This window comes from Mucilaginibacter galii (assembly GCF_014635825.1).
In the GTDB taxonomy this organism is placed as follows: domain Bacteria; phylum Bacteroidota; class Bacteroidia; order Sphingobacteriales; family Sphingobacteriaceae; genus Mucilaginibacter; species Mucilaginibacter galii.
Map to the genome: position 1 here is coordinate 401,518 of NZ_BMDO01000001.1, position 14,096 is coordinate 415,613.

A 14,096-nucleotide genomic window follows, 5' to 3' on the forward strand; every position below is an offset into this window, starting at 1 on the left:
GTGGAAAATACAAGATCATACCAGGAACTTCTTACCGAGCTTAACGAAATGCGTATACAGCTTGAAGAAGCTACCGATACCATAGAGGCCATACGCTCGGGCGAAATTGATGCTTTAGTAGTGAAGGCTAATGACGGCCTGCAACTGTTCACGCTAAAAAGCGCCGATCATACCTACCGTATTTTCATAGAGCAAATGAGCGAGGGGGCCGTAACGCTTAATGAGGATGGCTATATCCTGTATTGTAACTCGCAGTTTGCAACGCTGGTAAACACCCCGTTAGAGAAAGTTACCGGCAAATCCATTTACAAATTCATTACCGAAGATTGCCAGGAAACCTGCGCCGAATACATAGCCAGAGCTTGGACGAGCAATGTAAAAGGCGAACTCCATATATTAGCGAGTGACGATGTAGAGGTTCCTGTATTGCTTTCGTTAAAAACCCTAAATTTGGATGAAGGCTTGTCTATGAGCGTTATCCTTACCGATTTAACCGAACAAAAAGAGACACAAAAGCTGCTGGAGCATAAAAATGCTCAGTTAGAGGAAGCGCAAAAAATAGCCCAGCACCTTAATGCCAATCTTGAAGTTACGGTTAAGGAGCGCACCCATGAGTTACAGATCAACATTGAGGAAAAAACAAGGGTTGAAGAAGAGCTGCGCCATAACCAGGAACGCCTTACCCGTGTACTCGAAACCATGGCCGAAGGTGTGGGTATTGTAGATGCAAAGGGTAAATTAATTTATGCTAACCCCATGGCACAGAAGATATTAGGCCTCAAGCAAAGCACAATACTCGAGCGCACTTACGATGACCCGCAATGGGAAAACCTGCGTATAGACGGTACACCCCTGCCATCGCATGAGCATCCTATGTCGGTAATGATGGCTACGCGCAAACCCTTGTTTGACCAGGAAATATCCGTACAACCTCCTGATGATGAGCGTTTTTATATCTCTATAAACGCGGCGCCACTGCTTGATGAGCATGGCGAGGTTACAGGAGGTATAGGTACCTTTATGGATGTAACCCAACGCCGCAAAAGTATACAGCATAAAGATGAGTTTATAAGCGTGGCCAGCCACGAACTGCGCACACCGGTTACCACCTTGCAGGCTTCGTTGCAATTGCTTAGCCGCATGAAGGATAACCCATCTAACGTTATGTTACCCAAGCTTATAGATCAGGCTAACAAGAGCCTTAACCGGGTAAGCGTGCTTATAGAAGATCTGCTGAATGCCACCAAAATGACCGATGGCCAGCTGCACCTCATCAAAACCCCTACTACGCTGTCGGGGCTGTTGCAAGACTGTTGCAACCATGTGCTTACAGGCCATACCCACTACCTCACCACCAGCGGCGATATGGAACTGCAGGCCAATATAGATGCCGACAAAATTGAGCAGGTAATTACCAACCTAGTCAATAATGCCATAAAATACGCTCCCAATTCGCAGGAAATACTGGTCAATATAGCTCGTGAGGGCAATTTTGCCAAAATCTCCATTACCGATAAGGGCCAGGGTATACCGCCCGAAAAGCTACCCTATTTGTTCGATAGATACTACCGGGTAGACAGCAGCGGCAAGCAATATTCGGGCTTAGGTTTGGGTTTATACATTTGTGCCGAGATAGTAAAAAGGCATAACGGCGACATTGGTGCCGATAGCCATTTAGGCCAGGGCAGTACATTTTGGTTCACATTACCGCTCAATTAGGTTCAAAAAAGTAGGAATAAATACAATATTCCTCAAAAAACCTCCATTTTTCTTCATTTAATTACACGCGGATAATCAGCCTTTCTATTTCGGCAAAAACTGTCTAAAATTACGGGTTTTAAAACTTGCCGGGGCTTGAGCCATCGGTGTCCGAAATCAAAAATTCTATCAGAAAAAATGGTGGGCGGAAGGGTACTCGTCATCCCTTTATAAAAAACTGCCGGGGCCGGGTTTTATACCCGGTTAATAAACCTATCTTTGATGATGCTTTCATCAAAGCTAATCACAAGCCAATACCGTTAATCTTTATCCGGGGAAACAGGTTTAAATCTCATGCTGCTTTTTCCTTATCCCATATTTTAAGATTATACTTATACCATTATAATTTTTCATTTTATTTATAGCTGTCCCTGGAGTTGCAACAACAGGATATAGCATACATATTTTTGTACTTACCTATGAGTAAAAGAAGCAATGACAGTGCGAAGCTTCAAAAGAGCCGTTCGTTTCCGGTAGTGTGTTTAGGCGGCTCAGCAGGTGCATTTGCGGCATTCGAGAAGTTTTTCACACACATGCCGTCAGATAGCGGGATGGCCTTTGTTATTGTAATGCACCTCGACCCTAACCACAAGGGCCAAATTGCCGAACTGATCAGGAATTTTACCTCCATGCCCGTACATGAAGCATTAGATGGGGTACAAATAGAGCCAAACCATATTTACATCATTCCGCCTAATAAGGATATTGGCATTCATAACCGCAAACTGTTGCTGTTAAACATTACCAAGCCCCACGGCTACCGCCAGCCTATTGACTACTTTTTGCAAAGCCTGGCCGACGACCAATGGAACAAGGCCGTAGGCATCATATTTTCGGGCATGGGCTCTGATGGCGAAACGGGCGTACGAATGATCAAAGAAAAGCTGGGCATGGTGATGGTGCAAGACCCCGAAACTGCCCAATACAACAGCATGCCACTGGCCGCTATTGACACCAACCTGGCCGATTATGTGCTGGCCCCTGAGGAAATGCCCATCAAACTCATCCAATACCTTAACCACCCGGTACTAACCGAAGACCCTTCAGATCAGGCCCGCTCCGAGATCAGGAATGCGCACTCGGTACAAAAAATACTGATGCTGCTGCGCTCGCACACCGGTCACGATTTTTCGCTGTATAAAAAGAGCACCATTCTACGCCGGATAGACCGCCGCGTGGCCTACCACCAGCTGCCCGACTATGTGCAGTACGTAAACTACCTGCGCGAAAATCCGCAGGAAATTGATGTGCTGTTTAACGAACTGCTGATAGGTGTAACCAAGTTTTTCCGCGATTCTGCAGCTCACGATGCTTTAAAGATAAAGCTGGGCGGCCTTATACGCAATAAAGAAAATTCGGAACCCATTAGGGTATGGATAGCCGGTTGCTCTACCGGCGAGGAAGCTTACTCGGTAGCCATGGTCATTATTGAGATCCTGGATTCCTGGCCACAAAAAAAGCTGCCTAAAGTGCAAATATTTGCCACCGATCTTGATGCCGATGCCATTGAGCATGCACGCACCGGTGTATACCATAGCAATATTGTGGCCGATGTAACGCCCGAACGCTTAGAGCGTTTCTTTACCTATACCGATGCCTCTTATACCATTAAGAAAGACCTACGCGAAATGATCGTATTTGCGCAGCACAACTTAATTAAAGATGCTCCCTTTACCAAGCTCGACTTGCTTTGCTGCCGCAACGTAATGATCTATTTGACCACCGAGCTGCAAAAAAAGATCATCCCGGTATTTCATTATGCGCTGCGCAATAAGGGGCTCATGTTTTTGGGCCCTGCCGAAACCATTGGAGGCTTTACCGATATGTTTGTATCGGTAGAGCCTAAGTGGAAAATATTTGAGGCCAAAGAAGGTAAACCGGCTATCAACAAAATGATAGATTTTCCTTTTCATGTTGCCCGCCAGCCAACCTCCATTTTGCGTATCGAAGACAATGAAAAATCAATGCCTAAACTCCCCATTGTAGAAGCCTATAACAAAATACTATTAGAGTATTACACCCCGGCATCGGTATTAATTAACGATAAAGGCGATATTTTATTTACCAACGGCAAAACCGGCCGCTACCTTGAGCTGCCCAGCGGCGAGGCCGTAATGAACGTGCACAAAATGGCACGCGAAGAGCTTAAATATGTATTAGGCAACATTATACACCAGGCCCGAACGCAAAAAACGCCCATAAAAGTTAACAATATAAAAATTAAGGATGGCAGCCAAACCCGGCTGGTTAATTTGCAGGCTGCCCTCATGAACGAATCGGCTCTGAGCAGTTTAATGCTTATTGCATTTGAAGATATGGGTATGGTAAAAAAAGCCAGCCGCCGTACCGACAGCGAAAACAGCTTGCCTGATAAAGCGGTGGGCGACCTGGAAAAAGAACTCTTTTATACCAAACAGCAATTGCATAGCACCATAGAACAAATGGAAACCTCGTTAGAAGAACTAAAATCTACCAACGAGGAATTGCAAAGCACTAACGAGGAACTGCAAAGCACTAACGAAGAATCGTTAACTACGAAAGAGGAAATGCAATCGCTTAACGAGGAATTGATGACCGTTAACATGCAATACCAATCGAAAGCCGAAGAGCTTACCCGTTTAAACAACGATATGAAGAACCTGCTCGACAGTACCGAGATAGGCACCATATTTTTAAACAACGATCTTGAAATACTACGATACACCCCGCAAATAAGCAAATTGTTCAACATCATTCCTATTGATGTGGGCCGTTCGCTTTCGCATGTGGTATCTAACTTTGATTATGACGTGTTAGAAAGCAATATACTCGAAGTAATTGATCGCTTACTCATTAAAGAAATTGAAATAAAAACCAAGGCTAATGATTGGTACCGCGTACGTATTATGCCTTACCGCACCTTAGATAATTTTATATCGGGGGCTGTGCTTACCTTCACGCTCATTACCAGCTATAAAGAAATGGAATACGAGTTAAAGGCGCTTAAAAAGTACACCACCGGCATGATCAATAAAACAGATCAGCCTACAGTAATACTTAACTGGAAACTGGATATTTTGAACGTGAACCACAGCTTTGAGCAAGCTTTTCATATAAACGATTATACCGAGGGCCAGCTTAACTTTATACAGTTCGCAGAAAATACATGGAAAGACGCCTTACTGCCTGCCGTGCTTGAGCAGTGGAGCGCCGGTAAAAACACTCCGCCTGTTATAGTAAACAACAGGGGTGTTAATTACCAAATTACGGCAGAGCATATTGGCGAAGAAAATGTAAACGAAAGGCAACTTATTTTGGTCACTATAAAACAGCAGTAATTACCACCCGGCTTTGAAAAAGAAAAAAACCATTACCGATGAATCTGCATTTTCACAATTACGCGCTAATGCCGAAGGTGTTATTGATAGCGGCAATTACAATGGCCAGCCCTATGGCGAAAAAGATGTAAATACACTTTTTCAGGAGCTGCAGGTGCACCAGATTGAGCTGGAAATGCAGAACGACGAATTGCGCATAGCCAACGAGGAGTTGGAAATGCAGCAAATGAAGTTTTCGGGCATTTATGACCTGGCCCCCATTGGTTATTTTATTTTAGATAAGAACGGTTATATTGAAGAGGTAAACACGGCCGGCTTAAATCTTATAGATGCCGGCAGGGGCAGTATTAAACAAAAGCGCTTAAAGCATTTTATAGCACCCGATTATGCTGACATATATGAGCAGTTTCATAAGCGGCTGCTCACCTCGCCGGTTAAGCAAAGCTGCCAGCTCAAAATTTTATCGGTCGGCGGGCGCGAGTTTTATGCACAAATGGAGGGTATTACCATTAATACCTCTTTTAACCTCAAGCTGCAATACTACGTAGCGGTAATTGATATTACCGAAAGTATACGGTCTGAGCAGGTATTGGCCGAAACCAAAGAGCGGTTAGAGCTGTCGCTCAATGCATCATCATCGGGCGTGTGGGAACTTAATATAGATACCATGCAAATGTACCTCGACAAGACAAACCTCCGGCTGTGTAATATAAAGCAAGCCGGGTTTGATGGCAACTACTATTCATTTATAAAACTTATACACCCCGAAGACCAGGCCATGGTTGACCAGCTTTTCAGAACGGCCATTAACGCCCAAAGCGAAATAGATCTTGTTTGCCGTTTTGCAGGTTCAAATACCAGGGTATGCTATGCTGCCCTGCGCGGGCACCAGGTTGTAAAGCCCGATATGAGCAAGTGTATTACCGGTATCATGACCGATGTTACGGAGAAAAAGCAACGCGAGCAAGAAGCCGAGCTATTGAAAATAAAGCATCAGCAGCACGTAACCACGGCAACCCTTTATGCCGAAGAGAACGAACGCAAACGCATAAGCGAAGCCCTGCACGATAGTGTGAGTCAGTTGCTATACGGCATAAAAATACAGTTGAACCAGCTAAACACACCACAAACACCCCCCGAAGCCTACCAGCGTATAAACCAACTATTAAATATAGCCATTCAAGAAACGCGCAATATATCGTTTGAGCTGGCACCATCTGTATTAACAGATTTTGGCCTGCGTGTTACCGTAAACGAACTGGCAAAAAGGCTGTCTACCCCACAGCTACACATTAAAACCAAGATAACCGGCTTTAATAACCGTTTAGACATCTTACTCGAGATCTGCATTTTCCGCATTGTACAGGAGCTTATAAATAACTGCATGAAACATGCCGAGGCCAGCCTCATCAGCGTAGAACTTTTTCAAAACTCAGGTATAGATATCATCGTTAAAGACAATGGCCGGGGTTTTGACGTTAAAGCTTTAGATACTGTGCCCAAAGGCGCAGGTATAAGCAGTATTAGAAACAGGCTGAGTTTATATAACGGCAATTTAACCATTAAATCGGCACCGGGGCGGGGTACCAGCATCATTATAAAACTAAACAACCCGGTAAGTATTTGAAACGATAGCGTAAATGAGTGAATTAAAAAGAATCATTGCTGTTGGCGCATAGGCCGGAGGATTTAATCACATTTAATGTGATTAAACAACAATTTGAAAAAGATGAATATTGTTTAAAAGAAATATTTTAAACCATTAATATAACTTGCACTCTCATACTTAATATGCGCTATTACGCTACCATACCACATACCTAATTAAAATACAATATGATTAACATTGTTCTTGCCGAAGACCATAAAATAGTGAGAGATGGTTTGAAGTTTATTTTAGAAAAAGAACCAGATTTTAACATTGTAGCCGAGGTTAACAATGGCAAAGAGGTAATAGAGGTTTTTAAAAAAGGCGACCACATTGATTTGATTTTAACCGATATGAACATGCCCGGCATGGGCGGGCAGGAACTTACCCAGTGGATAAACACCAACCACCCCCGGGTGCGGGTAATTATACTTACCGCATTGGATAATGAGGAATATGTGATCAAAGCATTTAAATCGGGCGCTTGCGGTTACCTGCTTAAAAACATAAGTGCCGATGAATTGCACTTTGCCATTAAACATGTGGCGGCCAAAGGCCAGTACATATGCTCAGAACTTACCATGCGCTTTGTTAATCGCCTGGTTACCATGCCCGAACATACCAGCACCGAAATGCAGGCAGGCCTTGAGTTTTCGAGCCGCGAGCTGGAGATACTTACCCTGCTGGCCGATGGCTTTACCAACCAGGAAATTGCCGATAAGCTATTTACCAGCAAACGTACCGTAGAAGGGCACCGCCAAAATCTTATTGATAAAACCGGCGTACGCAATACCGCCGCCCTTATAAGGTTTGCAGTGTTGAACGGTATTGTTCATTAATAATACCCCGACCTGCAATCGGGCGTACAGCCCAACGCTTATAATGCACCAAAGGAAAGAGGCGAATAAGATTCCTGATTGGTTTTATAAATGAGCTAAAATACCGCTTTAAGCGGCCTCTTTTCATGACTATACTTCACCTTCTGTAAGGTGGCGGCAAACAATTCAGGAGTATTTTTATTTACTAAGATAAATATTTCCCTACGGGTAAAACCTGCATTAGGTGCAGTTTGCCTTATTTTTTTGATTGTTGCCCTATGAAAAAACTCTTCTCGTTACAAACTTTAAAAGACGGATTTACCATTATAAAAGGCGCCGCTACAGGTTTTGGCGACGACAGGGCCATGAAGTTTAGTGCTTCGCTAGCCTATTACACCATTTTTTCACTTGCCCCGTTGTTAATGCTGTTGATTTCGCTGGCGGGCTTGTTTTTAGGTAAAGAGGCTATACAAGGGCAGTTGTTTCATGAAATAAATGGACTTATAGGCAACGAAGCTGCCAAACAGGTTCAGGACATGATCAAGAACCTTGAAAAATCTGGGCAAACCACCATTTCTGTAATTATAGGCTTTATAACGCTGGTAGTAGGTGCCACTTCTATTTTCGGCGAGATACAGGATTCTATCAATATCATTTGGAAAGTAAAAGCTAAGCCAAAACGCGGCTGGGTAAAACTGTTGAAAGACCGCCTGCTATCCGGATCGTTGATTGTAACACTGGGTTTTCTTTTGGTAGTATCATTGGTGGTAAATGGCGCGCTGGAAGCGGTGAGCGACAGGCTCAAAAACTTTTTGCCCGATGTTACCGTGACCTTGTTCAGTGTGCTCAATGTAGTGATCAGCTTTGTAGTGATCACCATTTTATTTGGCGTAATATTCAAAGTACTCCCCGATGTTAAAATTCAGTGGAAACAAGTACGTGCAGGTGCCATTTTTACCGCCTTGCTGTTTATGCTGGGCCGTTTGTTAATTGGCATTTACATAGAAAAAACCAGCTCTGGCTCGGCATACGGCGCGGCAGGCTCGCTGATCATCATTTTATTGTGGATCTATTATACAGCAGCCATCCTCTACTTTGGTGCAGAGTTTACCCAGGCGTATGCCGAATTTACCGGCGCCAAAATTGCTCCGGCCGATTATGCCGTGCATGTAGAGCAAACCGAAACCGAGCGCGATGTTGACGTACTGCCTCCGCAGGGCAATGTAGAAAAGAAAGAAAGCTAATTAACGCCCCTATAATGTGGAAAAACCTCAAGACTTCGTACAAAATCATCATAGGTATTATTCTGCTATTGGTCATATTTAGGATAGCACTCCCCTCTATTGTAAAAAGCTACGTTAATAAAAAGCTCAACCAACTGCCGGGTTATACGGGCCACGTAAATGATGTTGATATTCACCTGATAAGGGGTGCTTATGCAATTGAGGGACTTGAACTTCGAAAAAAGATCGACCCGCCTAAATATCCGTTTTTACAGATCAGCCATATAGATTTATCTATAGAATGGAAATACATTTTTAAAGGCCGCCTGGTGGGTGAGGTTGAAATGGACCGACCGGTCATCCATATTTTGGCTGCAACTGCCGACCTATCTAAAGAACCATCGCGGGCACATTGGACCGAAACTGTAGAAGCTTTGATGCCGATGACTATTAACCGGCTCGTTGTGCGCAACGGTAGATTTGCCTATCTTGATTTTAGCCGTAAGCCCGATGTGAACCTGTACATAGACGGTATGAACCTTACCGCGCTTAACCTGGCCAACGTTGAGGCTGTAGGCACACATTTGCCTTCTTCTGTTTCCTTAACGGGCACCTCCATAGGTAAGGGCCACATAAAAGCCGACATGAAGTTGAATGCGTTAAAAGAAATTCCCGATTTTAACCTGAATATGCAGTTAACCGGCACTAAACTAACCAGCTTAAATGGCTTTATTAAAGCTTATGGCAAATTTGATGTAGAGCGCGGCAGCCTGGATATGTATAGCGAACTGGAACTTAATAACGGCCAGCTTAAAGGGTATGCAAAACCGTTCTTCAAAAACATTAAAGTACTCAACTGGAAAAAAGATAAAAAAGAAGGCGGCATACTCAGCGCAGCCAAAGAAGCGGTGATTGGCCTGTTTGTCAAAGTGGTTGAAAACCCAAAAACCAAAAAAGTTGCCACTAAAATTCCTATCAAAGGCAACATTAACGATCCTAAAACCAGTGGCTGGGCTACATTTTTAGGTGTTATTAAAAACGCATTCATCAAAGCATTTCAACAAGGCATCGAAGGCACGCTTGATTAAAAAACCACTAATCAACGTACCCTACATTACTATAATTTAATCTGCGCCTAACCTAGCGTATCCAAAGGGCTATTGGGCTAACTCTGTTTTAAATAACCACATTTGCAGGACTTGCATTAACGTAGATAAATTATTTTCAATTATTTTTTACTGCGCAGGCAACCTTTTAGGTTTTTTGTACGTGATGCTTATAAATGATGTATCTTAATTCATAAAAAAGCAGCACACCCAAGGTATTTATGGGAGAAGCAGACTTAGCAGAGCTTATTACCGGCTGCCTGCAGCAGGATAGAAAGTGCCATAGAATGCTTTATAAAGCATTCTATGGCTTTGCTATGGGTATATGTTTGCGTTATGCCGGTAACCGTTATGAGGCGGCCGAAATTATGAATCAGGGCTTCATGAAGGTTTTTACCGGCCTCAGCAAATACGAAAGCAGCAAGCCGTTTAAAGCATGGATGGGCAGGATCATGATGAATACGTCCATTGATTATTACCGGAGCAATTTAAAAATGGCCTATACCGATGAGCTGGAAAAGGCCGAACATATAAGCGATGATAACGAACTGCCCGACAAACGTATTAATTACCAGGAACTGCTGCATATGATACAGCAATTGCCCCACGGCTACCGTACCGTATTTAACCTTTATGCCATAGAAGGCTACACGCATGAAGAAATTGGGACGATGTTGAATATTAACATAGGGACATCAAAATCAAATTTGTTTAAGGCACGCGAAAAATTAAAAAAGATGATACTTAAAGCCGCCGAAATATCAGACAATTCCAATGGCACCCATCAAACGCAAATAGTAGCTATTAACGCAGCCCAACTACACCTGAGCTTTTTGAATAACGGTATAAGGAGATGAAAACGGGCGACGAACATAAGCTTGACCGGCTATTTAAAAATGGGCTATCCAAACCAGAGGACCATGTTACATACCGTAACGAGGACTGGGAGGCTATGGAAGAATTATTGGATAAGCCTAAACGTAGAGGTATAATTTTTAGCATGCCGGTAATTTTGAGCAGTGCGGCCGCGGTATTATTACTTGCCTTTGGCTTGTTCTTAATAACTAATAAAACACCTGTTAAAAAGCATATTTTAATTACGAAAGTTAAACTCAAACCCCAAACCAGCAAAAACGGTCAGTCCATACAGCAAATACCAACCCAAACAGCTCCCAGCAAGCATGTAGCAGCTATGGCAAAATTAGTTAAGAGGTTCCCTGTTATAATAAGTAAAAAAAGTACGAAGAGAGAGATAAATGCCTTACCTGATTATGGCACTGGCCCTTACGTTGCTGTTAAGGATACCACCAGTCCTAAAAAAGTAAAAAATAACGCTCAGCCACAGGTTTTTGCTTCAAACGATAGCACCAGTAGCGGACAACCACAACAGACTGCGCTATTAGCCTCCGAAATTGCTGCTGCAACAACTATTCCTGCAGATTCGCTGGCCACATTGCTATCGGTAGAAAGAAAGAAAAAAGTGCGAAGCACAAATACCTTCAGGCATCCCATTAGCCTAAGCATTATTGCCGCGCCCGATTTTAATGGCGTGGGCAGTGCCTTTAACCGCACGCAAATAGGCACTAACGCCGGTTTATTGCTATCGGTAGGCATTACCAATAAAATAACCATGAGCACGGGTGCTGTGTATGCTAAAAAGCCATACACTATTGGCTTTAGCCAGTACAACTACGCGTCTGACTATAAATTTTCTGTCAACCCAATTGATGTAATGGCCGACTGCCGCGTATTAGATATTCCTTTAAATATAAATTACCAGGTTTACAGCAGAGGTATAAACCAGTTAAGCATTGGCACGGGCCTTTCCTCTTACTTTATGCTCAGCGAACGGTATAGCTATACTTATCCGGGCAATACCATTGGTGCAGGCGATATTGAAATTAAAAACCAAAATAAGCACCTGTTTGGTGTCATAAATATTAACGCCACCTATCAAAGGCGTATTAATTCAAAATTTGGCTTAAATGTACAGCCTTACATGAAGCTGCCGCTAACCAATATTGGATACGGCCGTGTTAATTTAAAATCTACCGGTGTGGCCTTTGGTGCCAGCTGGTACCTCAATACTTCTCGGGCAAAAAAGTAGCATTATGAAATATATAGCAATTATTTTAATTGCCTGGTTGCACATCAATCAGGCGGTACAGGGAACCTACGTGTCAAAAAATGCCAGGGTTAACCTGTATTCCAAGGCGCCGTTGGAAGATATTGACGCCACATCGCAAAAAGGCACATCGGTATTTAATGCCGCAACCGGCGATTTAGCCTTTAGCGTACCTATCCGCTCGTTCGTGTTCGAAAAGTCGTTGATGCAGGAGCATTTTAACGAGAACTACATGGAGAGCGACAAGTATCCTAATGCCTCCTTTAAAGGTAAAATACAACAGCTGCCCAATTTAAGCAAAAACGGAACCTACCCTGTTACGGTAACAGGCACTTTTGAAACGCACGGCGTAAAGCAGGCCCGTACCATTACGGGTAAGATCATGGTCAACGATGGCAGCATCAGCATGACGGCAGAGTTTATGGTACTGTGTAAAGATCATAAAATAGACATCCCTACCATCGTATTTAAAAACATTGCCGAAAGTATAAGGATACAGGTTGCGGCCAGTTACACCTTATACCAACCTAAAAATTAATCTATCTCCCCCCTCCAACACTACACCCTCATGATGAAAAAATTTTTATTGCTTGCTATGCTATTTGCTGCTGCCTTAGGCAGTGTTGAAGCACAAACCATCGGGCGCGACACTTCGGCCACCGACTCTTTAATGAACGCACTTACGGGCAGTCCGCAGGCCGAACCGGTAATAGCCACGTTTAAAGCCACCCGGCTTATCCTGTCAGAAACCACCGAAACCATTAAAAAGAATAACCTCAACTTTATTGTGGTACACCGCTTTGGCGATATAGGCGGCACCGATGGCGGTGGTAAAACCTTGTGGGGATTTGATAACTCTTCAGATATTTTGATTGGCTTTGAGTATGGGCTTACCGATAACCTGGATGTTGATTTTGCCCGCAGTAAATATGAGCAGCTATTGGAGCTGGGCTTAAAGTATAACATACTCCACCAAAAAACCGATAACAGTATACCTGTAGCCGTTACCCTGATAGGTAAAACAGGATTGAAACCCTACAGCGTATCAACCAATGTGTACGACGATTATACTAACCGCCTTAATTATTTTGCACAGGTGGTTATAGCGCGCAAGTTTTCGCCTAAACTTTCTATGCAAATATCGCCATCGTTTCTGCGTAACAACCTGCCGTTCCCTTACCTGGTAGGTAACGAAAAAAATATCTTCTCCTTATCGGCAGCAGGGCGTTTGAAGGTAACTAAGCGACTGGGTATCGTGGTAGATTATGCGCATCCTTTTTCCAACTTCCGCAAAAACAGCAATAGTCCAAAGTTTTACGACCCCTCGGGCGTGGGTATTGAAATTGAAACCGGCGGGCACGTGTTCACCATGAATTTCAGCAATGCCCAGGCTATCTCCCCTATTAATTACCTGGCCGATAGCCAATCGAACTGGAGCAAAGGGCAATACCGCTTTGGGTTCACCATATCGCGTGTGTTCGATTTTAACCATAAACACAAAGGCACTTACAAATAACAATCCTTACTAATTCACGACAACATTATGGAAAGAAAAGACTTTTTATCGAAACTGGGCATTACCATGGCTGCTGTTTGCACAGGCTGCAGCTTATACTCTTGCGGCAGCGATCCTAAAAATGACCCCACACCAGGCAACGGCGGCGGCACCACTAATCCTCCGCCAACAAGCGGAAGCACTTTATTTAACGTTAACCTGGATAGTGAACTTAAAAACATTGGCGATTTTAAGGTAGCCAGCGGCGTAATACTGGTACGCCTTGCAGCAGGCTCGGTATCATCGGCCTTTACGGCAGTGCAGGTAGCTTGTACTCATCAGGGCACCTCAATTAACTACAATACGGCACAAGGCAAATTTATATGCCCTAACCACGGGAGCCAGTTTAGTACCGGCGGTGCGGTATTATTAGGCCCGGCAACAACGGCATTAAAAGCCTACACAGTAGCCATTACCGGCAGCAACCTTACTGTAGCTGCCTAACTATAAAAGCTTAACAAGCTTAATTAAGGCCTGCCGGATAATGTTACAAACATCGCTCCCGGCAGGCCTTTTAACATCTTTATTGCACATACGCAACGATAC

At 43.6% G+C, this 14,096-nt stretch carries 11 protein-coding genes; all 11 read left to right on the forward strand.

Annotation, left to right across the window (positions count from 1 at the left end; translation table 11 throughout):
* The 11 genes from IEV61_RS01725 (at window position 1) to IEV61_RS01775 (ending at window position 13,994) form a co-directional block, all read left to right on the forward strand.
* A complete protein-coding gene (locus IEV61_RS01725) occupies window positions 1-1,719 on the forward strand; it encodes an ATP-binding protein (RefSeq protein ID WP_188413211.1) in 1,719 nt (572 codons plus the stop codon).
* A gap of 458 nt (window positions 1,720-2,177) precedes the next feature.
* Window positions 2,178-5,075, forward strand: a complete 2,898-nt coding sequence (locus tag IEV61_RS01730; protein ID WP_188413212.1) for a CheR family methyltransferase — start codon at window positions 2,178-2,180, stop codon at window positions 5,073-5,075.
* A 13-nt stretch (window positions 5,076-5,088) separates the two neighbouring features.
* Window positions 5,089-6,702: a PAS domain-containing sensor histidine kinase gene (locus tag IEV61_RS01735; RefSeq protein ID WP_188413214.1), complete on the forward strand. Its 1,614-nt coding sequence runs from the start codon at window positions 5,089-5,091 to the stop codon at window positions 6,700-6,702.
* A gap of 209 nt (window positions 6,703-6,911) precedes the next feature.
* Complete coding sequence (locus tag IEV61_RS01740) at window positions 6,912-7,562, forward strand: response regulator transcription factor (RefSeq protein WP_188413216.1); 651 nt, start codon at window positions 6,912-6,914, stop codon at window positions 7,560-7,562.
* Between the two features lie 257 nt (window positions 7,563-7,819).
* Window positions 7,820-8,785: a YihY/virulence factor BrkB family protein gene (locus tag IEV61_RS01745; RefSeq protein WP_188413218.1), complete on the forward strand. Its 966-nt coding sequence runs from the start codon at window positions 7,820-7,822 to the stop codon at window positions 8,783-8,785.
* Between the two features lie 14 nt (window positions 8,786-8,799).
* Entirely contained in the window at window positions 8,800-9,852 is a 1,053-nt protein-coding gene (locus tag IEV61_RS01750; protein ID WP_188413220.1) for a DUF748 domain-containing protein, read from the forward strand.
* 239 nt (window positions 9,853-10,091) lie between these two features.
* Window positions 10,092-10,727 carry an RNA polymerase sigma factor gene (locus IEV61_RS01755; RefSeq protein WP_188413222.1) on the forward strand — a complete coding sequence of 212 codons (636 nt, stop codon included), beginning with the start codon at window positions 10,092-10,094 and terminating at the stop codon, window positions 10,725-10,727.
* Window positions 10,724-11,977 carry a porin family protein gene (locus tag IEV61_RS01760; RefSeq protein ID WP_188413224.1) on the forward strand — a complete coding sequence of 418 codons (1,254 nt, stop codon included), beginning with the start codon at window positions 10,724-10,726 and terminating at the stop codon, window positions 11,975-11,977. Before IEV61_RS01755 ends, IEV61_RS01760 begins: the two co-directional genes overlap by 4 nt.
* 4 nt (window positions 11,978-11,981) lie before the next feature.
* On the forward strand, window positions 11,982-12,533 hold the full coding sequence (locus tag IEV61_RS01765; RefSeq protein WP_188413226.1) for a YceI family protein: 552 nt from the start codon (window positions 11,982-11,984) through the stop codon (window positions 12,531-12,533).
* A 30-nt stretch (window positions 12,534-12,563) separates the two neighbouring features.
* Entirely contained in the window at window positions 12,564-13,511 is a 948-nt protein-coding gene (locus IEV61_RS01770) for a DUF5777 family beta-barrel protein (protein ID WP_188413228.1), read from the forward strand.
* A gap of 27 nt (window positions 13,512-13,538) precedes the next feature.
* Complete coding sequence (locus tag IEV61_RS01775) at window positions 13,539-13,994, forward strand: QcrA and Rieske domain-containing protein (protein WP_188413230.1); 456 nt, start codon at window positions 13,539-13,541, stop codon at window positions 13,992-13,994.
* The last annotated feature ends 102 nt before the right edge of the window (window positions 13,995-14,096 follow it).